Annotated in this window: 18 protein-coding genes and 1 pseudogene; 9 read left to right on the forward strand and 10 right to left on the reverse strand. The window is 41.5% G+C overall.

The window, feature by feature from the left end:
• Window positions 1–204 precede the first annotated feature (204 nt).
• Entirely contained in the window at window positions 205–1062 is an 858-nt protein-coding gene (locus JMX93_RS12415; RefSeq protein WP_499204894.1) for an AraC family transcriptional regulator, read from the reverse strand.
• 185 nt (window positions 1063–1247) lie between these two features.
• Between JMX93_RS12415 and JMX93_RS12420 the strand changes: the two genes are divergently transcribed.
• Window positions 1248–1661, forward strand: coding sequence for an organic hydroperoxide resistance protein (locus tag JMX93_RS12420; protein WP_198331579.1), 414 nt, complete (start codon window positions 1248–1250; stop codon window positions 1659–1661).
• Between the two features lie 293 nt (window positions 1662–1954).
• Here JMX93_RS12420 and JMX93_RS12425 read toward each other — a convergent pair whose 3' ends face one another.
• Together JMX93_RS12425 and JMX93_RS12430 are read right to left on the reverse strand one after the other, a co-directional pair.
• Entirely contained in the window at window positions 1955–2326 is a 372-nt protein-coding gene (locus JMX93_RS12425) for an MliC family protein (RefSeq protein WP_499204895.1), read from the reverse strand.
• Window positions 2327–2495: 169 nt separating this feature from the next.
• Entirely contained in the window at window positions 2496–3416 is a 921-nt protein-coding gene (locus tag JMX93_RS12430; RefSeq protein WP_499204896.1) for a DMT family transporter, read from the reverse strand.
• A gap of 353 nt (window positions 3417–3769) precedes the next feature.
• On the opposite strand from JMX93_RS12430, the gene JMX93_RS12435 reads away from it, so the two are divergent.
• A complete protein-coding gene (locus tag JMX93_RS12435; protein ID WP_045447424.1) occupies window positions 3770–4453 on the forward strand; it encodes a DUF421 domain-containing protein in 684 nt (227 codons plus the stop codon).
• Between the two features lie 130 nt (window positions 4454–4583).
• Here JMX93_RS12435 and creD read toward each other — a convergent pair whose 3' ends face one another.
• The 4 genes from creD to pnuC form a co-directional block, all read right to left on the reverse strand.
• On the reverse strand, window positions 4584–6176 hold the full coding sequence (creD, locus tag JMX93_RS12440; RefSeq protein WP_499204897.1) for a cell envelope integrity protein CreD: 1593 nt from the start codon (window positions 6174–6176) through the stop codon (window positions 4584–4586).
• Between the two features lie 145 nt (window positions 6177–6321).
• Window positions 6322–6846 (reverse strand): TIGR00645 family protein, encoded by a 525-nt coding sequence (locus JMX93_RS12445; RefSeq protein ID WP_198331584.1) that lies wholly within the window; start codon window positions 6844–6846, stop codon window positions 6322–6324.
• A gap of 63 nt (window positions 6847–6909) precedes the next feature.
• Window positions 6910–7491: an AAA family ATPase gene (locus tag JMX93_RS12450; protein ID WP_499204898.1), complete on the reverse strand. Its 582-nt coding sequence runs from the start codon at window positions 7489–7491 to the stop codon at window positions 6910–6912.
• Complete coding sequence (pnuC, locus tag JMX93_RS12455) at window positions 7442–8203, reverse strand: nicotinamide riboside transporter PnuC (RefSeq protein WP_499204899.1); 762 nt, start codon at window positions 8201–8203, stop codon at window positions 7442–7444. Before pnuC ends, JMX93_RS12450 begins: the two co-directional genes overlap by 50 nt.
• Window positions 8204–8499: 296 nt before the next feature.
• Here pnuC and JMX93_RS12460 point away from each other — a divergent pair, with 296 nt between their 5' ends.
• The 6 genes and pseudogenes from JMX93_RS12460 to JMX93_RS12485 form a co-directional block, all read left to right on the forward strand.
• Window positions 8500–9645, forward strand: a complete 1146-nt coding sequence (locus JMX93_RS12460) for a beta-ketoacyl-ACP synthase III (RefSeq protein WP_499204900.1) — start codon at window positions 8500–8502, stop codon at window positions 9643–9645.
• Window positions 9646–10070: 425 nt separating this feature from the next.
• Complete coding sequence (prfA, locus tag JMX93_RS12465; RefSeq protein WP_193013082.1) at window positions 10071–11162, forward strand: peptide chain release factor 1; 1092 nt, start codon at window positions 10071–10073, stop codon at window positions 11160–11162.
• A gap of 199 nt (window positions 11163–11361) precedes the next feature.
• Window positions 11362–12897, forward strand: coding sequence for a lysine--tRNA ligase (lysS, locus tag JMX93_RS12470; protein ID WP_499204901.1), 1536 nt, complete (start codon window positions 11362–11364; stop codon window positions 12895–12897).
• A 137-nt stretch (window positions 12898–13034) separates the two neighbouring features.
• Complete coding sequence (gene dnaX / locus JMX93_RS12475; RefSeq protein WP_499204902.1) at window positions 13035–14981, forward strand: DNA polymerase III subunit gamma/tau; 1947 nt, start codon at window positions 13035–13037, stop codon at window positions 14979–14981.
• 234 nt (window positions 14982–15215) lie between these two features.
• Window positions 15216–16115: a LysR family transcriptional regulator gene (locus JMX93_RS12480; RefSeq protein WP_193013084.1), complete on the forward strand. Its 900-nt coding sequence runs from the start codon at window positions 15216–15218 to the stop codon at window positions 16113–16115.
• 453 nt (window positions 16116–16568) lie between these two features.
• Window positions 16569–16877, forward strand: a pseudogene (locus tag JMX93_RS12485) (transposase); the annotation flags it as partial.
• A 143-nt stretch (window positions 16878–17020) separates the two neighbouring features.
• Here the strand turns inward: JMX93_RS12485 and JMX93_RS12490 are convergent.
• The 3 genes from JMX93_RS12490 to JMX93_RS12500 form a co-directional block, all read right to left on the reverse strand.
• On the reverse strand, window positions 17021–18052 hold the full coding sequence (locus JMX93_RS12490; protein WP_499204903.1) for an MBL fold metallo-hydrolase: 1032 nt from the start codon (window positions 18050–18052) through the stop codon (window positions 17021–17023).
• 950 nt (window positions 18053–19002) lie between these two features.
• Window positions 19003–20184 (reverse strand): aspartate aminotransferase family protein, encoded by a 1182-nt coding sequence (locus JMX93_RS12495; RefSeq protein ID WP_499204904.1) that lies wholly within the window; start codon window positions 20182–20184, stop codon window positions 19003–19005.
• A 45-nt stretch (window positions 20185–20229) separates the two neighbouring features.
• Window positions 20230–20421, reverse strand: a complete 192-nt coding sequence (locus JMX93_RS12500; RefSeq protein ID WP_193013089.1) for a DNA gyrase inhibitor YacG — start codon at window positions 20419–20421, stop codon at window positions 20230–20232.
• Between the two features lie 209 nt (window positions 20422–20630).
• On the opposite strand from JMX93_RS12500, the gene JMX93_RS12505 reads away from it, so the two are divergent.
• On the forward strand, window positions 20631–21308 hold the full coding sequence (locus JMX93_RS12505) for a class I SAM-dependent methyltransferase (protein WP_499204905.1): 678 nt from the start codon (window positions 20631–20633) through the stop codon (window positions 21306–21308).
• Window positions 21309–21427: the final 119 nt, after the last annotated feature.

The raw sequence follows: 21427 nt of genomic DNA on the forward strand, positions 1-21427 counted from the left end.
TTATATATGTTATAATATGAATATATAGCTTAAGTCAACTGTTTTTTGCTTGAATAAGATATTTCGTCGTTTGTTCGGCTGCAAAAAGGGAAGGTGTAAGAACCTGTTAAGCAGGTACTTATATTACGTACGTAGTTGCTTGTGAAGCTGTCAATGCGCAGAGGAATTGCCCTAGTCAGAAACCATTATGGTAGGAGCATTATGCTAAATATTTAATTCGCTGCTTGGGCTTACTCCAAACAGCCGTTTATATTCACGGCTAAATTGGCTGGGACTTTCATAGCCTACTTGCATGGCGATTTGCGATACTTGTGCCTCACCGAGTTGAATAAGCTGCCGCGCTTTCATCAATCGTAGGCTTTTTTGATATTGAAGCGGGCTTAGTTGAGTGATTTCTTTAAAATGTTGATGAAATCCCGAAACACTCATCCCGCATCGACTGGCCAAATTTTCTATGATGACTGGCTCATTTAAATGTGCTTTTAGCCAATCGGTGGCTTGGGAAATACGGTGAGTGTGACTGCCGTTAACCACCAGTTGCCGAAGCTTATGACCTTGTTGTGCTGAGAGCAAACGATAATAAATCTCTTGCTGAATTAAAGGTGATAAGAAGTCTATATCATTTGGATAATTAAGCAAGTCTATCAGTCGTTCGAATGCGGTTAATATGGTGTCTTCTAACGGCCATTTTATACCTTGATGCTCATAATCGGCATTTTTCTGAGGTGGTATTTTTGCCATGACCTCACGAATAAATGCTAAATTTAATTTCATAGATAATACAATGACAGGCTTCTCTACAGTGGCATGTTTGATATGCATGCTTATAGGAATGTTGACAGGGCAGAACATCAGGCTGCTGTCATCAAATCTCTGGCAATCTGAACCTAAGTAAATTTCACGCGTGCCTTGTAAGACGATACATATACTAGGTTCTTGGATATAGCTGACAGTCTTTCTTGGTCTGTCGGCACAATAAAAAAACAAGCCTGAAATGTCTGATTCGATGGTTTGGTTTTTGGGTAATATACTAAGTAGCTGCTCAACCGTTTTTGTTTTCATGATTTATGCTTATTTTATAATTTGCCTAATCATATAAATATTTATAGGATTAGGCAAGTATTCTGTAGTAATGCTCTACCAGATTAGCGTGTTCACTTCTATAATGATGGCATCAAAACGCAGCAAGATTGATTTGCAGCGTATTGCACAATACCAATAACAAGCCAATCCATAAGGAATATATGATGAAAATTTTCTATAAAACGCGAGCAACGGCAACGGGTGGTCGTTCTGGTCATACAGGTCTTGACGATGGTTCGCTAGGTTTTGATCTGGTCTCTTTTCAAGAAACAGACAAGGAAGGTGTTAATCCAGAGCAGCTTTTTGCAATGGGTTACGCGGCTTGTTTTGATAGTGCTTTAAACCTGACTGCCCAGCAAATGAAATTGCCAATCACTGCCTCAAAAACCTCGACCCAAGTGGGTATTGGTATGAAAGCTGATGGTAGCTATAACCTAGATATAGATTTGTATGTTGAAGTGTCTGGCATTGATGAAGCTCAAGCGCAAACCCTGGTCGAAACGGCTCATCAAGTTTGCCCATACTCTAATGCCACACGCGGCAATGTCGATGCACGTTTGCATGTGACTGTGATTTAACGGTCAGGAGTGGTTAACACCTAACAACTGATTCAATAGCTGCTCTAATAACTATAAACAAATATAAAAACGACATGACTTTCAACTGCTTGGGTACATAAAGTATTCAAGCAGTTTTTTATTGAGTGATTCAATGTTGATCATTAAGATCAAATTATCAAGCACAAAAAGTCAAGCACAAAAAAGAGCCAGTAGTTTGACTATTGGCTCTTTCGTTTTAAATAAATTTGAATAAAAACATGGAGTTTATTCAAATAACTACCACGTATTATTTATGTGTGTTTCTATGATTATTATAGTTGGCAGTTCACTCGGTATTCTTGACCATTATCTGATTTGATGGTTATGATGCCGTAATCCGCTTTGGTGTGCCAATCGTAAGTGGTTTTAGGGTTAACATTATTCACATAACGAGCGCCAGAACCGGATACCGCTTGCTCCATAGTGATTTTTGCGTTGGTTAAGCCAACTTTAGGCAAGGTCACGTTTAGGTTAGCAGTTTGACCATTGGCAGTGTAGGCAGCAGTGAGTTGACCGTTGTCTTCACAAGTGAATGATTGGACGACTGGCTGAGTATTGGTCTCTGGGGTCGTAGTAATTGGTGCATTAGTGGCGCAGGCAGACAATAATAGAGCAAAAGGTGCTACGGCTAATAATTTTTTCATAATATGCCTCAAAAGTATCGGTAAAAGCAGGTTGTTACTTCAAGCAACATGATACCGTAGAGAATGTAACTTCATGTTGTTTTTGAGGGCTATGGTAGTAATCTTATCTGTCTTTTTTATCACTAAGCCTCTATTAGCCTATTTATTTTAAATAACGAATGAGTATATTTCACGTAGGGGCTTTTTCTCTATTTAAAATAAATACCAATACTGCACCCAAGATAACTGAGCTTGCTATAACGAATGGCAATGTCAATTGCTCAGATAAAAATACCACGCCTAATATCGCAGCGAGTATAGGTACACACAGTTGTACAACTGCTGCTTGGGTGTTTTTTAACAAAGGCATGGCCATATACCATATACTGTAGCCCATACCAGATGCGATCGCTCCTGATGCACAGGCCAAAAGTACTCCTTTTATAGTAATATCACCTAGATTGATGTTTTCCAAGCCTATATTGTCTAGATAAGTCATGCTTATCACTAACAGTATGGGCGCTGCTATCAGACTCCGAATGAAATTAAAACCTGTGGCTCGCAGCGGTGACACGCATGATTTGCCGCGTATGCTATATATACCCCAAGCAGCACCACTGATTGCCATAAGCACCGCTGCTAGTAACGAAGGCACCGCTGCTGACGGTAGCATCAAATAGACAAACCCTGCTACCGCTACGATAAATGCTAGCCATTGTAAGCCGCTCAATTGCTCTTTTTTATAGATGCCCCAACCAATCATCGTCAGCTGAACCGCTGAAAATAGAATCAGCGCTCCTGTACCAGTATCCAACTCTACATAAGCAATCGAAAAGCATAGCGCATAAATCACTAAGCTCACGCTACTTAACCAGCTGCCTTTGTCGTTTAAAATAGCAGCGTGAGCAATACTATCAGGCTCTCGCACGTGCTGTCGTAACCGATAAGCATGAATGGTCATGATAATACCTAGGCAGACAGCAGCGCTCAGAAGGCGCAAGATGGTAAAGCTCCAAGCATCTATATGACCTTCTGCTAACGCCATACGGCAAAAGAGAGAGTTTGCAGCAAAGGCGATTAATGCAATAACGGTGTACAAGGTGGCTTTCAAAAATAATTCCTACAATAAAGAAGCTGGTTTTTTAATAAAATAGGCAAATTCGACTTTTAGGGATGTTGTTATTACCGCTTTTTTACCAGCAAAAATACTGGAAAAAGTGCCAAAAATTAGTTACTAGTTACTAGTTACTAGTTACTAGTTGCTAGTTGGGAGGTTTCTCACAACAGACCATATTTTATTGCACTTGCGGGCAAAAGTATTTTTTAAATTGGACTGATGATAGTTGAATTAACAATAAAGGCCGACTGCAAAAGTGATGTGATGTGGGTCAAGCGCATATTCAGAACGATTGCTTAAATGAATTGTCATAAATCAAAAAAAAACAATAGATAGGAAAAAGTAATATGGATTGGGCAAGTATCTTTATTCATGACACCACTTGGGCATTTGCGCTTGAGATATTGGTGCGTGTCAGCGTCATGTTTGTGCTGATTATCTCGTTTTTGCGTTTGACGGGCAAACGCGGCGTCCGTCAGCTGTCAATCTTTGAGTTGACCATTATTTTATCATTGGGTTCTATCGCAGGTGACCCTATGTTTAACGAGGATTTGCCGATTATTCAGGCGGTGTTGGTCATGAGCGCCGTTATCCTGCTTTATCGATTGTGCACGTGGATCATGATGGAATTCCAACCTTTTGAAGATTTATTAGAAGGGAAATCGCTCTATATTGTAGAAGACGGAATGCTGGTACTCGATAAGATTAAAAAGGGTAAAATGTCTCATGATGAGTTTTTTACTGAAATGCGCCAACAAGGGGTCGAGCATTTGGGTCAAGTGCGTACAGGCCTGCTAGAGACAGACGGTAATTTTAGTATATTGTTATATCCGCCTGAAAACACTGGCTATGGTATGCCGCTTTTCCCTAAGCAGTATCAACCTGTCGAAGAGATAGAGTCAGAAACATATTACGCATGTATGCATTGCGGCTATGTCGATCACATATCTGACCCCAATCAGCTCTGTGAACGCTGTGAGAATGGATGTCGAGACTGGGCGAAGGCCCTGAATAGTGAGATCATTAGATGATAATGAATGAGATGATAGCTATATTGAATTATTTATGAGTAGATCGAGCGGTCTTATGTTGGCAGTTTTAGCCAATTATACCAACGTAAGACCGCCCTACACTAAACGTTTTTAATATGCCCTAACTGAGTTAGGCAATTTTATACCAATCAATTTTACGCGTCATGACCATCACGCAAGCGAGTAGGACAAAACAGAAGACAGCACCAAGCAATAAATTCATATCTTCGGTGGTTAATATACCGAAAAACGACGCATACAATCCTGCCAGTGTGAAAGTAAAAATCGCCGCTCGCTTGACGCCGCCCAGTACATAATAAGCATACCAACCAATGAGTCCAACACACGCGCTGGCAGCAATGGCATATGCTTTCCAAAAGACAATTTGCTCAGCAAGTGGTAATAGTAAGACATAAAAAACCAACAGCGCACAACCGACCAACAGATATTGAATAGGGTGGATGCGGCTAGATTTAATGACTTCGAATAAGAAGAAAGTGCCGAATGATACTAAGATTAATAATAAGGCATATTTCATCGTTCGTTCAGTTTGTAAATACACGTCATTAGGCTCAGCAAAACTCACACCAAAGCTGTTCAGGCGCACGTTTCGATAGCTATCAGGTATGGCATTACCTTCTGCTGTGGCAGCGCCTTCTATTGCTGTAATCACATCATCAGAAGCCATTGACTGGCTATTGCTATCGAGACTGGCTTGACTGGTGACAATACATCGGTTGTTAGCGAGGCTGACACACTGCGACAAATCTTGATTGTTGGCTATTGTTAAATACTGATTTTGCCAACTGGCTTCAAAACCTTTAGCAGTGAGTTTTTTGGCATTGGGAAGTGCCTTGCCAATAAAGTTTGGCGCATGCCAATTACTGCGCATCGTTAAGTTAAAGTTTTGTCCAGTCGGCACGGTGTTTACATTGCTAATACCAGCTAACGGTAAATCAATGATGATTTCTGTACTGGTTAGTGACTCGCTAGCACTGTTCGTAGCAAGGATGGTATTGCCATTCTGCTGGCTCGTTATGTTTTTTACTGAACGCTGTAATATATCTTGCGGAATAGCTACTTCTACATAGGTCAGATTTTTCAGCAGCGCTGTCTGAGGGTAGGTCGCTTTTATCGGTTTTTTATCAATGGTCACCGTTGGCAGAGTCGCAACGCCGCGCAGATCTGATACTGGAATAATCAATTTTGCTGCATTCCAGTGAATGATGGTTTTTTCTGGCTGTGTGTTATTTTTATTGGCGGGTGTACTGACAGAACCTTGTGTGTCACTAGTCATGCTCGTATTGCCATACAAGCTACTGATGGCTTGATCAAATGTATAGCGTTGGTCAAATGTCAACGCACCATCATAACTGGTCGCATGATAGATGCCACGTTTGTAGGTATCAGTGCTTACTTCAAGATCTTGTATGGCTTGGGTCTGACTGGCGAAGACAATTTCATTTTTTGAGTAGGATGGTGCACACTTACTGGTTGTTTCAGGTGCTGCAACCTGACATTCAGGCGTAATTGTGGTAGGAATGATGATAAATGGAGTGATGACTTCTTGCGGATTGACGTGCTGCTGGGCAATTTCTTTGACCACCGACGCGGCATAATTTTGTCGTTCGTAGATGACCGAGCCAATCATACCGAGACCGATGGCAAAAATAATACAAAGCCCGGCGATGATGGACAATTTAGTCAATAGTGTTTTTTGCATGAAAGCTCCTCATATGAATCTTTAGTCCAAAACTGTACCTATAACAGTCAGTAGGTTCAAAGAAGAGCATAGAGGAGGAATGAAGAAAAAATATGTAAGAACGATGGAGAGTATGTGGAAAAATAAGCCTTAGTATTTTCTGGTATCAGTGTTTTTTAGTATCGCCAACCACTTTATCCATAATAGCAAATAATAAGCCAGACAATACAAAAGTCATATGAATAATGACTTTCCACATGAGTTTGTCCGCTTCACCATCACTCAATTCATTAGGAATATCCATAAATGATTTTAAAAGATCAATCGCAGAAATAGCGACGATAGCACCGATGACTTTTAGTTTTAGACCAGAAAAATCTACTTTTCCCATCCAACTAGGTCGATCAACGTGATCACCAGTGTCAATTTTTGAGACAAATATTTCATAGCCACTAAATATGATAATTAATAATAAACTGGCTACTAAGGAGAGATCGACTAACACCAATATATTAACAATGACGTCTGATACAGAAGCGCTAAATACAGTATTAAACATCATGACTGTTTTTTGAATGAATTTTATAAATAATAAAATAATCCCTAAGACCAGCCCTAAATAAAAAGGCGCTAATATCCAGCGGCTGTTAAAGATGGTTTTTTCTAAGTAGCGTTCAAGGTTTTTTAGCATGGACATCTCTTAAGGTTCTGAAAGGTTGTAGGTCACTTACTTATAACGTGGTATAGGGTGAATTTAAGACAGCCATTCGAGCACTTGTTGTACCCGCTCGTCTCTATCACCACCTATGCGATGAAACGGCTTTTGGTGACGGGTCAGCTGACTTTCAAAATAAGCACTGATCTCTTCGCGTTGATGGGGGCTATCTCGTAAGTCATCGGCGACCCATGGGATATCAACTTCGGTTAATAGAATCAAATCATAATGATGTGCTAACGCCGCATTGGTGAGCGCTTTAGGGCAATCGCCATAATACCAGTTGGCATAAACCATTAATTCAAACAGACTGGTATCACAAAATAAATAATGGTTGTGATCGGTTTGAGCTGCTTGCTCAGCAAATTTGTTTTCTAACTCAATTTGACCTTGCGCAATAGGGAGTAAATCCTCCCAAGTGCAAGTCAAGTGTTCTTTATCCCATTTCGTTTGTAGATAGGTGCGCATGTATTCTGGCACCCAAGGGCAGCCGAAATGCGCTGCCAAGTCGCGACATAGTGTGGTCTTACCAGTGCTCTCTGCCCCTAGGATAGCGACATTGATGACCGATTTAGGCGTATGCTGCTTTAGGTTGCAAGCGGTAACGTCGTTGCCATTCATAGTAAGCCCAAATTGCGATAAGAGTGAAGACTACGTATTGTAGCGCAGTAAAAGTGAGACCTTTATAAAAGTACAGTGGGACTGAAATAGCATCGGCGATTATCCAGAGTATCCAATGCTCAATTTTGCGCCGCGCCATCAGCCACATCGCCATCAAAAACAGCGCGGTGGTCAGCATATCGGTGTAATCGACCCACGTAAATAAATGCAGACCTAATACTGCACCATCAAAACTAAAGTTATTATTAATGATTGGTCTGAAGTAATATACCAATGCGACAAAGGCAATAGTCGCTGTGGCCAGTAATGCCAGTATTGGCAAATCTTTTTTATCTAGATGTTCTACGTCAATAGCATTTTGGGCAGTGGTGCCTGCTAACGATTTATTTTGCTGCTGGCCAGTAGGGTTGATATAATCCTGCTGCTTTTTTATTGCTGTGTTTTTTTTATTCTGTGTCCAATTGATCCAGCCATACAGACTCATCACCGTATAATAGGCATTGATAAACATATCGCCAAATAACTGCCATTTCCACAGCAGATAGACAAATATAGCGGTGCTGACTAGCCCTATTGGGAATACCAGAATATTGGTTCTGCTGGCGAGCAAGACACTTGCTACCCCAAATATGACGGCAACCAATTCAAGAGCAATAAAGACAGTGGGATAGTCAGCGTATTGTCCAAATAACCAGTTAAAAATTTCTACCATGAGTATTACCAAGTATGAGCGGGTTTATGTCTCGCAGTTTTATGCGCTCTAATTGTGAACGTGTCGCTACCAAAGTGCGCCAATTATAACGTAGCTGCTCCAAAATGAAGGCAAACTTTGCTTATTTTTCGCAACAAACAGATTATTTGTAACAAAGTATTAGAAAAATAATTATATTCAGGCATAATAAAGGCTCTGATTTTAAGTTTACAGTTATTCACTGAAATCAAACGACTGTTATTTTTCCACTTTTATGCTTATCCCAAGCCCTATAGTAGTAGACAAGGAAGCTTATCATGACGACTTGTATCACAGGCACTGGCCTGTATATTCCGCCTTATAGCATCAGTAATGAAGAGCTAGTAGATTCATTTAATAAGTATGTTGAGAATTATAATGCAAAGCATGCTGACGAGATAGCAGCAGGAACTTTGACTGCCCTAGAGCCTTCTTCAGCAGCCTTTATCGAAAAAGTATCTGGTATCAAATCACGTTATGTGATGGAAAAGGATGGTATTTTAGATCCTGAAATCATGGCACCAGTGATTCCTTATCGTCATTTAGGTGAAGAGCTGTCTATTATGGCAGAAATGGGTACTGCAGCTTTGAAAGACGCGCTAGCAGATGCGGGTCTTGAAGCGAATGATCTAGATGGTATCATCCTTGCCTGTTCAAACTTTCAGCGTACTTATCCTGCGGTCGCTATCGAGATTCAAAATGCAATCGGTATGATTGGCGGTTTTGCTTATGATATGAACGTTGCTTGTAGTGCCGCGACTTTTGGTCTGTCGCAAGCACACGGTTCTATCGTTTCTGGTCTGGCTAAGCGCATCGCTGTGGTCAACGTTGAGATTACTTCAGCGCATCTGAACTGGCGTAACCGTGACAGCCACTTTATCTTTGGTGATGTCGCAACAGCATCTATCGTCGAAGAGCTAGATACGCCAAAAGGTTATGAGATTCTTAACTCTAAGCTATTTACCCAGTTTTCGACCAATATCAAAAACGAATACGGCTTTATGGATCGCTCAGAATTCTTAGCGGCACAGACTGAGATGTATCCAGACATCAAAGAGCCAGTCACCGACAAGCTCTTCTTACAAAATGGTCGGAAAGTGTTCCGTGAAGTCTGTCCAAAGGTTTCAGAAGTCATCAGCGCGCATTTACAAGAAAACGATATCCCAACATCTGACGTTAAGATGATGTGGTTGCACCAAGCCAACGCCAATATGTTGGATTTAATCCTACGTACTGTCATTGGTAAAGACGCCGATAAAGCCATCGTGCCAAGTGTCATTGCTGAATTTGCTAACACCAGTTCAGCCAGTCCGATGATTGTTTTCCATCGCTATAAAGATGAGCTAGCATCAGGTGATTTGGGTGTTATTTGTTCATTTGGCGCTGGTTACTCTATCGGTTCAGTATTGGTACGTAAGGTTTAATTTCTAAAGTAAAATCTGTTACTAGGTCGTGTCCTCAATTCAATCGATTATTGTCTAAATGGGCTAAAAATGGCTAAATTTTGCCAAACATTGTCAAATAACTAGGTAATATCTCGATATTATCTGCGCTATTTTCCTTGTTTGACTGCTATTTATCTCATTTTTATCACCATTTTTAAAATGAGGATACGCCCTAATAAAAAATAGCTAAGAGCAATCTTAGCTATTTTTTTGTCTGTTATTTTTGTTATGAACACTCAATCGCACTATTTGAGCAATATATTATTCAAGAATGAAGCGCTATTTGAGAATATAACGGGCAGAATGCTTAGAATATCGACAAGAATGCTTAGAGGTTTTAATTTACCCCGAAAAATTTGCTATAATCACGGTCTTATTCCTCTCATCCAATTAAAAGTCCTTTTATGAAAGAATCCTTACGCCTGCGTTTAGACCAGATGGTAGACCGTTATGAAGAGGTCACCGCCTTATTATCAGATCCTAGTGTCATCAGCGATAATAATAAATTCCGTGAACTGTCTGTCGAGCACAGCGACTTGATGGATATCACTACTTTATGGCAGAACTATGTGCGTGCAGAGACGGATCAGGCTGATGCCGAGGCGATGTTAAAAGAAGCCTCAGATCCTGACATGAAAGAGATGATGCAAGAAGAGATTGATAACGCCCGCGAGACCATCGTAGAGATGGAAGAGGCGCTCAATGTCATGATGCTACCAAAAGATCCGAATGATAAAGTGCCTGCTTTCTTGGAAATTCGAGCGGGTACAGGTGGCGATGAAGCCGCAATTTTCTCTGGTGACTTGTTCCGAATGTACCAAAAGTACGCGCAGACACAAGGCTGGACAGTGGAAGTGCTGTCGGCAAGCGAAGGCGAGCATGGCGGTTATAAAGAAATCATCACTCGCGTATCAGGCAATAGCGTGTATGGTCGCTTAAAGTTTGAATCAGGCGTACACCGTGTGCAGCGCGTGCCTGAAACCGAAAGCCAAGGTCGCGTGCATACGTCAGCTTGTACCGTTGCGGTCATGCCTGAGGTTGAGATTGATGATACAGTGGATCTAAATCCAGCTGATATCCGCTTTGATACCTTCCGTTCAAGTGGTGCCGGTGGTCAGCACGTTAACACCACTGACTCAGCAGTACGTTTGACACACATTCCAACGGGTACCGTGGTAGAGTGTCAACAAGAGCGTAGCCAGCACAAAAACCGTGCGCAAGCGATGAAAATGCTGATTTCAAAGATTCAGCAAGTCAAAGTACAGGCTCAAGTTGATGCAGCAGATACTATCCGTAGAGACTTGGTGGGTAGTGGCGATCGTTCAGAACGCATTCGCACTTATAATTTCCCACAAGGTCGTATGACCGATCACCGTATCAACCTGACGTTATACAAGCTTGATGCCATTATGGAAGGCGACTTGGATGAGATTCTTGATGCACTGTTACGTGAGCATCAAGCTGATTTGATGGCCAGTATTGGTGGTGGTGATTAGCAACCATCAGTATATTAATGACCAGAGGCTCAATAACTGGTCGTGAATCATTAATTCATAAAAGCGTGACACTGTCTATATGACAGTGTCTGTTTGTTTATAGCTGTTTTTTTACGGCTATCGACTATGATAATAAGTATAGATTTAATTTTGCAGTTTTCGTTTATTCTTTTAATTACCTAATAATATTGAGAGTGTTATGTCAAAGCACAATAATCAGAACCAAGACCAAACCCCAGTTGTAGAAGACGCTAACGAGCTGATTGCGCAGTTACAAGCCAAGCTAGACGATATCAGTGCTTCAGGCAAACAGCCGTATCCAAATACGTTTAAACGTACTGATTATGCGCAAGACTTGCAAACAGCCTTTGACGGCGTCTCAAAACAAGAAATTGAAGAAAAAGCGGCGAATGGCGAAAAAACACAGGTCAACGTGGCAGGTCGCGTCATGCTGAACCGTGGTGCCTTTATTGTTATTCAAGACATGACGGGTCGCATTCAGTTATATGTTGCACGCAAAGAGTTGGACCCAGAGACGTTGGCGACTATTAAATCACTAGATTTGGGTGATATTGTTGGCGTATCAGGCTATATCGGTCGCTCAGGCAAAGGCGATTTATATGTGCATATCGAAGAGTTTCAGTTGTTGACTAAAGCGCTACGTCCAATGCCAAACAAGTTTCATGGCTTAGCCGATGTGGAAGCGCGCTATCGTAATCGTCATCTTGATTTGATGACCAATGAGACGACTCGTGATACCTTTATGATTCGCAGTCAAGTCATTAGCGGTATTCGCAAGTTTATGTTAAATGAGCGCTTCATGGAAGTTGAGACGCCGATGATGCATCCTATCCCAGGTGGTGCGGTGGCGCGTCCATTTGTGACCCATCATAACGCTCTAGATATGCCTTTATATTTGCGTATCGCGCCTGAGCTTTACTTGAAGCGCTTAGTCGTTGGTGGTTTTGAAAGAGTGTTTGAGATTAACCGCAGCTTCCGTAACGAAGGCGTATCAACTCGCCATAATCCTGAATTTACCATGATTGAGTTTTATCAAGCGTATGCTGATTATCATGACTTGATGGATTTGACCGAACGCTTATTTAATGAATTGGCGATGGATATTTTGGGCACGACTGAGATTACTTATCAAGAAGAAGCCATCAGTTTGAAAGCGCCATTCATACGTTTATCTATGTCTGATGCGATTGCAAAATATGCCGAAAATTTCGATATGACACGTATCAATGACCGTGAGTATCTGGCAGAGTACGCCTCGACGACGCTTAAACAGCAAGTGAAAGATGTGTTTGGGGTGGGTAAACTACAGACCATTATCTTTGAAGAAACTGCTGAGCACCAATTGCGTCAGCCAACTTTTATCACTGAATATCCAGCTGAAACTTCACCACTGGCACGCCGTAGTGATGACAATCCTGAAATTACCGATCGTTTTGAGCTGTTCATCGGTGGTCGTGAACTGGCCAACGGTTTTAGTGAGCTTAATGATCCCGCTGATCAGGCAGAACGCTTCCGTGGGCAAGTCGCTGAAAAAGACGCTGGTGATGATGAAGCCATGCATTTTGATGAAGAGTATATCGAAGCCTTGTCTTACGGCTTACCACCAACCGCAGGTGAAGGTATCGGTATTGACCGTTTAGTGATGTTGTTTACCGATTCGGCTAGTATCCGTGATGTGATTTTATTCCCGCATATGCGCCGTAAAGTTGACTAATGACTCATTAGTACTTAATCAAAGTCGCTTATCGAATCAGTAAGAAGCCAGACGAATGCGCTGGCTTTTTGCTATAATAAATATCGAAAAATAGTATTCAAAATAAGCACTCTAACTACTTGGCACAATGGATAGCTATGTCGCAGCAATATCAAGTTTTAGCTCGCAAATACCGCCCCAAAAACTTTCATGAGTTGATTGGGCAAACGCATGTTTCTCAAGCATTGATTAATGCGATTGATTATAACCGTCTGCATCACGCTTACCTCTTTACGGGCACACGCGGTGTGGGTAAGACGACGATTGCGCGTATCTTATCTAAATGTTTGAACTGCGATACAGGTATCACTAGTACGCCTTGTGGCGTGTGTGATAACTGCGTGGCTATCGATCAAGGGCGATTCATCGATCTTATCGAGATTGATGCGGCATCCCGTACCAAAGTAGAAGACACCCGCGAGTTGCTGGATAACGTGCCTTATGCGCCAAGCCAAGGGCGTTATAAAGTGTACCTGATTGATGAAGTGCATATGTTGTCCACACACAGTTTTAATGCGCTTCTTAAAACTTTGGAAGAACCACCTGAGCATGTAAAATTCTTACTTGCCACGACTGATCCACAAAAATTGCCGATTACCATTATTTCGCGCTGTTTACAGTTCGTACTACGTCCATTGCCGCAAACGCTACTCAGCGAGCATCTAGCAAATATCCTGACCCAAGAGAAAGTAGGCTATACGCAGCCTGCACTCTGGCAGTTGGCTAGTGCTGCGAAAGGTTCAGTACGTGATGCGTTGTCACTGACAGATCAGGCCATTGCTTTTGGTCAAGGTGCGCTCGATGATGTCACTGTAAACGCCATGCTTGGCTTGATTGATGCGGCTGATTTGGTCAGTTTAATTACTGATATATATAATCATGATAAGCCTGCTGTCGCGGCTCATATAGAGCAGATGCGCGCGCAAATGGTTGATGCGACGAGTATGTTTGATGGTCTTACTGAGTTACTGCATCAATTGGCATTGACCCAGCTGCTGCCTGAAGTGGCATTAAATGTGAATGAGGCACAGGCACAAGATATTAACACGCTTGCGCAGCATATGAGCCCAGACGTCCTGCAACTGTATTATGAAATTGTCGTGCAAGCACGTGAAGGTGTTAAGCTTGCCAGCACACCGATGCAGGCGCTGGAAATGTGCATTTTACGCCTGCTGGCATTTCGTCCGTTGTCAGTCGATGAGATATTAAATCATACTTATGCTGGCTCTGTATCATCTGAAATGCCAGCTATAGAAGATGTGACCGCTACACGTTCTACACAGTCATCAACTAGCCACTCGGCTTCCGCACCACCATTACAGTCTTATGATGTTGATTATCAAGCACGAGATAATGATCATTTGCAAGTCGAGAGCTATAACAATATTGAATCAAGTTTGGCTCAAAATGATGAGAAAAATTATGATGTCTTAGTTACTAACCCTGAACCAGTTGTTGAGCCTGAACCAGTTGTTGAGCCTGAACCAGTTGTTGAGCCTGAACCAGTTGTTGAGCCTGAACCAGTTGTTGAGCCTGAACCAGTTGTTGAGCCTGAACCAGTTGTTGAGCCTGATGCAAATAATTCTCAGTTAACAACGCAACTTGATGATCCACGTACTTTACTGCGTTGCCCACCGCAAGAACTGCTGGGTGAGTGGACACCAGAAAAATGGGACTATTGGTTACAAACGGCTCGCGAAGCGGAGATCTTGGCTCAAGACGAATTGGCACTTGCCCGTCAAGGCATGATGACGGGCTCATGTGATGGCAAGGCAATATTTATAACCAGTGTAGATAGTCGGCATTTACAAACTACGTTTCAGCAATTGGCGGCTAAACTGCAACAGCAGTTCACCCAAGCAGAAATTGACTTACAAATCGATGGCAGCGTCATGCAAGCAGAGGATAAGACGCCTGAGCGTCGCCAACAAAAGCGCTTGGTGCAAGCGAAAACGGTTGCAGAAGCAAGACTGCTTGCTACGCCTGTGATGCAGTATTTGAATGAGCGCGGTGAAGGAAAAATGGGTAAGATTCAGTTGTATTAAACAGTCAGAAAAACTGTTGTTAAAATTATTTAAAAGTCTATATAGTTGTTAAACGCAAATTTTATATAAGATATCAAGGCGATGTTGTACTATCGCCTTGATATTTTTGTTTTTATTGCAGATTAAATGGGCTTTCTCAAACACGAGAGAAATATTTAATAACGATAAGATGAATCAAGATTCGTTATAATGGTTAAGTTATATTAAAAACTGAAATGAAGTTTAGGTGAGAATATGTTGGATAATTTACGCGGTATGGCTGTGTTCGCCAGTGTGGTTGGACATGGCTCTTTTAGTGGTTCTGCTCGTGAGCTTGGCATTACAACCAGTGCAGTCAGTCAGCAAATCCGCTCATTAGAAAATGAGCTGGGCGTCGTGCTATTACACCGCTCAACTCGTAAGCTGAGCTTAACAGAAGCTGGCGAAAGCTTTTATGAAGCCGCAAAGGATGTGGTAAGTGCTGCTGAACAAGGCCGGATTAAGGTCAATCAGTTGCGTGATGAGTTGGCAGGAAGCTTACGAGTGGCGACAACACCAGAGCTTGGCGTTAATCATATTTTGCCTGCACTCTCTACGTGGATGGCGGCACATGATGATCTTAGCATTACCTATCTGGCAGACAACCACTATATTGACATGATTGATGAGCGGATCGATATTGCGATTCGTATGAGTCCATCGATTAATGACTCGAGCCTAAGCAGTCATCCCTTGACTGATGTGCGCCAAATGCTGGTTGCTTCACCGCAGTACCTACGCCAGCATACCAAACTGCAAACACCTAAAGATTTGGCTGATCATCAGCTGATTTGTATTGAAATCATGAAAGATGCCAATCAAATTGATCTCGTTCAGACAGAAACGGGTAAAAAAACGCGCACGAAAATGAATTCACGCATTTATACCAATAATGTCTTTATGGCGACCACCTTGGCAAAAGAAGGTCATGGCTTGGTTAGAGTGATGGAAATGGACATTAAAAAAGAGCTTGAAAATGGTGATTTGGTCGAAGTGTTGACTGGTTATCAATTGCCAAGTTTTGTACTATATGCGGTTACCTTAAATCGTGATCAACAGCCAGCCAAAATCACACGTTGTTTAGAAGTGTTAAAAAAGTACTTTCATGCCAATTAGGGCTTATCATCAATTAAGCCCGCCCATGCAAGAAATCAGATGAATTGCCTAATGCATCTGTACGAGGAGATATGTTAGTTGTCGGCCCATCTTTACTGAGATCGATAGCTTGTTCCCTTTTTTTCTTCTCAATCGTCAAAACGGTTGAGAAGAAAAAACGATTATGGACATTTTAGATATTATGATCTTATTGACTAATAATCTAACAAATAGTCTTCTGACGCATCGTTCATTATATCTTGATGGTTACCGTCGGTCTTTCTAGCTTTATTTTGGAATCTCGCAGTGATGCTAGTGCGCACGATATTTACACCGATAGTGGGATGATTTGCTACCACGATGGAGCTTAGATAGAAGACCATCTAGGCTAATCCAAATATGAGAAAGCCGACAAATCAAATAAGTGCACTGTTTACCCTAATGCTCAGGTTCAGCTATTTATCGTACATATATTGGCATAGTAACTGGGAAGGCTTAATGCTGCTCTATGGTTATCCTAAAGGTATGACAAAAGTCATTTATATCACTAATACTATTGAGCCTTTAAGTAACGTTATCCGTACTATGGTGAACAAGCGTAAGATGTTTCCGTCTGATCAAGCTGCGTTTAAAGTCGTGTACTTAGCAACCTAGCAGGCTTTCAAAACCTGCTCGATGCTAATCCGTAACTGGATGTCTGCTCTGAATCGCTTTATGACAGTTTTTGATGATGGCTTCATCAGGTACTTAATCTCAATGGCAGTTACACAGAATTCAAGATAATTTCCTATGCTGCTACGATTCAAGCTTGAACAGTCCAATCACTTCAACAGTATTAGATAATTAAGATCATCATCTGAAAGCATCGCCAATCTTTGCAAGTTTGCTTTTTGCTCAGCTTTTAAAGACGGCAACGCATTTGCTCTTTAATAACGATAAATATTTATGCCTTTGGCTGTAATAGAAAAGCTCATCAAATCTTCTCCTACAACTAATGGCCCCTTGTAATTCTCTCTAGTTCGTTCAATAAGTTGCTCATTTGGAATCCCAATATATTTTGGTGACGTACCATTCACAATATGACTGTATACTGCCATTTTCGGTTTTGTTTTAGTGAAAATTTCTCCAGCTTGGCGTGGATTGGTATGGTGTGCATATACCTGTGGCAACGCATTGATATCTTCAAACTCTGCTACTTCATGAACCAATAAATCAACGTCTTTACCATATTTAAGTACATTGGGAGTTGGGATAGTATCTCCACTTAATAAAACAGAACGGCCCGCATAGTCAATACGGAAGCCCACAGCTGGCTGTATGGCTCCGCTGTGATCATGCTGAACATCAAAAGCAGTTATGCGCACACCGTTGTTATCAAATACAACGCTATTGGTGTCAAACTCATGAGCCACCATGTTAGTAGTTGCTTCTTTAAGTTCGCCATCAGCGACACGTACTCTGATGTCATCTGCATGAGCCAGTTTTAAACCATCGACTAATGAATGTATGCCTTTAGGTCCATACACGTTAAAACTTCCCTCTCTACCGCCAAAAGCTGGTATATAACCTGTCATCCATAAATCACTTAAGCTATTTACATGATCTGAGTGATAATGGGTGAGAAATACGCCATCAATCTTACCAAGTGGCACACCTGCTTGCGTTAATCGGACTACATTGCCGCGACCAGCATCAAATACAAAGTTATAACCGTTGGCTTGCACAAGCGTTGACATGCCGTAACGGCTTGTACTTGGAACAGGACTTCCAGTACCAAGTAGCGTGACGCGTATTTCATTAGGTGAAGGAGCTAGTCTAGCTGGATGCGTACTAGGTTTATGTAGATAATCTAAATTGGTTGCTAACTTAGTAACTTTGGGTTCAATAGAACTACAGGCTGTTAATAAAGACGCCAATACTATAGTTGATAAAACCGCTTTAACGTTAATACGATTCATGATCCATCCTTACATTCTTGAGTTACTTTCATTAGGGTATGTTGAAAATTTGCTATGAAATAATGAGGTAGGAGTGAACAAGAAGTATTCCTGTCTCCATGATGTCCCTCAAAGCTGGCGGTTTAGTCACTATTATTTAGAATTTAATGAAATTTTATTCACTTTGGAGAATTTAAATAGTTAAACCACTTCAGAGTTAAAATGTATTCAATTGATAGAATAGAAATAAAAGTTACACGATATTTCTATAACTCTACACATATAAACTTAGTTCATACAATTTAACCCAAGGTAAACATTTTAGTTATACGTGTCCAACACCTATTCAGTAATAAACTATACCTTTTAGGTATTATTGGGCTTAATACCAATTAGCACTGTTATAAAAAAAGGGAGCAAGCCATCGGTTATAGTAAAGGTGGGCTGCCAACTAAAATACCTCCTTGTGTAGATACATTAGGAAAATCTCCTAGCTTTTATCTGATGTGTGGTGTAGCTCATGACATCGTGTGATTCATCTGAACCATACGATGTCAGTATTAGCCAAACTTAGCTTGTCCATTTCATAAGGCTTACGATGCTGAGGCCCGTGTCATTGAGATGATTGAATCAGTAAAAGAAATGTAATCCGTCATACCATCGAAGCGTCACCGACTGCAGAGGAGAGACTTTAATAAAGCACGCTATAAAGAACAGCATTTAATCGAGAACTTCTTTGCAAAGATTAAGCAGTACCGTACGATTGCTACTCGTTATGACAAGTTAGCTCGTCATTTGTTCAAGGCATTTCATTTGGTTGCTTGCGCGGGGTGGCGTGATTGATAATACGTTTGAGATGAAATTTACATAACGCGCTATAAAAATTAGGTTAAAGCCTCCGAAAGCAAAAAAGCCTATAGACATATTATCTATAGGCTTTTTTGGTGTTAGCATTTGATTTAAACAATCATTTAAAATGATGGCTTTAGTAAGTCAATCAAACGCTCAGCCACTTGTGTGCTTTCATCACGATTCATATTAAGCGGTGGTAGTAAGCGCACAACATGTCCACCAGTGACATTAATAATTAGCTTTTGCTCATCACGCGCACGATCAACTAGCTGACTACAGTCCATGTTTTCAGGCAAAGCGATACCAATCATCATACCTGCACCACGACTGCTGACGCCGTATTGTCCTAGTGTATCGACTAGCGTTTCTCGAATAAACAGCCCTTCGGTAACGGCATTAGTCATGATATCACTGTTAGCTAATACGTCATATACGCTATGTACCACACGACTGGCCAGCGGCGTACCACCATAAGTAGAGCCATGACTACCTGCACCAAACAGGCCATTAGCACGCCCACGTACCATGCATGCACCTACTGGAAAACCGTTACCCAAGCCCTTAGCTGTCGTCAATACATCAGGACGCGCATTACTATGTTGATAAGCGAAGTATTTACCCGTACGGCCATTACCTGTCTGTACTTCATCCAACATAAATAGCCAGTTATGGGCTTCACACTCTGCCTGTAGTTCTTCAAGATAAGTAAATCCGTTGGCAGCAGTATTCAGACCACCTTCACCTTGGATAGGCTCTACAAAGATGGCACAAATTTCATCATGATCTTGCGCGGCTTGCTGAATCGCGGCAATATCGCCAAAGGGTACACGGATAAAATCCTCATCTAATGTATAAAACCCTTCACGGGCTTTTGGATTGGCGGTGGCTGACAGTGACAGTAACGTACGACCATGGAATGACTGCTCCATAACGATAACTTTTGGGCGTTTAAAACCTTGCTGATGTGCATACAACCGTGCAAGTTTGAGCGCCGCTTCGTTCGCTTCAGCGCCACTATTAGCAAAGAACACACTGTCCATTTGGGCGGCTGTACATAGCACTTCACCCGCACGCTCTTGCCAGTCGATACCGAATAAATTACTGGTATGTATTAAAGTCGCTGCTTGCTGTTGAATGGCGTCAGTCACTTGCGGGTGGCAATGCCCTAAGCCGCATACGGCAATACCAGTCAGTGCATCTAAATAAGGCGTCTCATCTTTGGTGTATAGCCAACTGCCTGAACCGCGTGTAAAGCTGATGGGTTGACGGTTATAAGTGGGCATCAGATAAGTAGCAGACATATAAAACATCCTTAAGATGATAAGTTAGTTAAAAGAGAGTATTGATTATAGCTCGTCAGAAAAAGGTGTGGTTTCAGCAGGCAAGGTATAGTCTTCATTTGCCCATGCACCTAAGTCAATAAGTTTGCATTGACTGCTACAAAACGGTTTGTATTTATTGTCTTGCCATGCTGTTTTAGTGCCACAACGTGGGCAAGGATAGGTTTTAGGAGAAGTGTTGGGGGTAGATTCAGTCATGATAAGGGTGAGAGTATCCTCGATTTATTTGTATGATTAACATCATTAGCGAGCGGCAGTCTGTCATTGTAGCTATTCTCGTCTCGTATGCGCTTGATAGACTACGATAGCGTATTACTCGCTGTCGCTATATTACTATTGAAGTGGATTGGCTATATAATAGCATGCGCCCGAATAATGGCAAAAGACAAATACTTTAAGGATAGTAGATGACGGATAATATTGAGTTTACGCATCAGCAACAGCGTGCATTTCAACCAGAAAAGCTTTCGGCACCACGTGATTTTATTATGCCAAATATCATTCACGACAATAAAAGTAGCATCCCTTTGATATTAGAAATTGGTGCAGGGAAGGGCAAGCATGCGCTTGGTTTTGCCGCAAAAAATACCGATAAGCATTTGATTGCAATTGAACGTACACGTAATAAATTCGACGCTTTTGCGAAACTGGCAGTGCTACAAGATTCACCTAATTTAAATGCCATTCATGCTGATGCGATTGCATGGATTGTGCATGCCATTAAACCCAATAGTGTCAGTAAGATTTTCATTCTGTACCCCAATCCTGAACAGCATAATCCCAACCAGCAATGGTTAAACATGCCTTTCTTCGAGTTTCTATTGTCACGCTTGCACGTAGGTGGAGAGGTGGTACTAGTAACCAACATAGAAGCCTATATGAATAATGCAGAACAGCAAGCAACTGAGACATGGTCGTTACCTAATGAGCGCTATCAAGTGGCTGATGACAGTCAACGCACGCATTTTGAAATAAAGTATTTAGCTCGTGGAGAAGTATGCTGGGAGCTTAATATGCGTAAGCCGGAGGGTTATAAAACCAGATTTGATGAGTGGCAGGCCGATACTGTTAATCAAGTTAAATAGCCTAAGTAATAAATCAAAGTAAATCTTACCGATAATAAGTACTAGTTTGTTTTATATAGAATAGCCTAAGCAAATGATATGCTAAAAAATAAAACCGCCACAAAAAGGCGGTTCAAAAA

The sequence above is a fragment of the Psychrobacter muriicola 2pS genome (assembly GCF_904846535.1).
In the GTDB taxonomy this organism is placed as follows: Bacteria; Pseudomonadota; Gammaproteobacteria; order Pseudomonadales; family Moraxellaceae; genus Psychrobacter; species Psychrobacter aquimaris.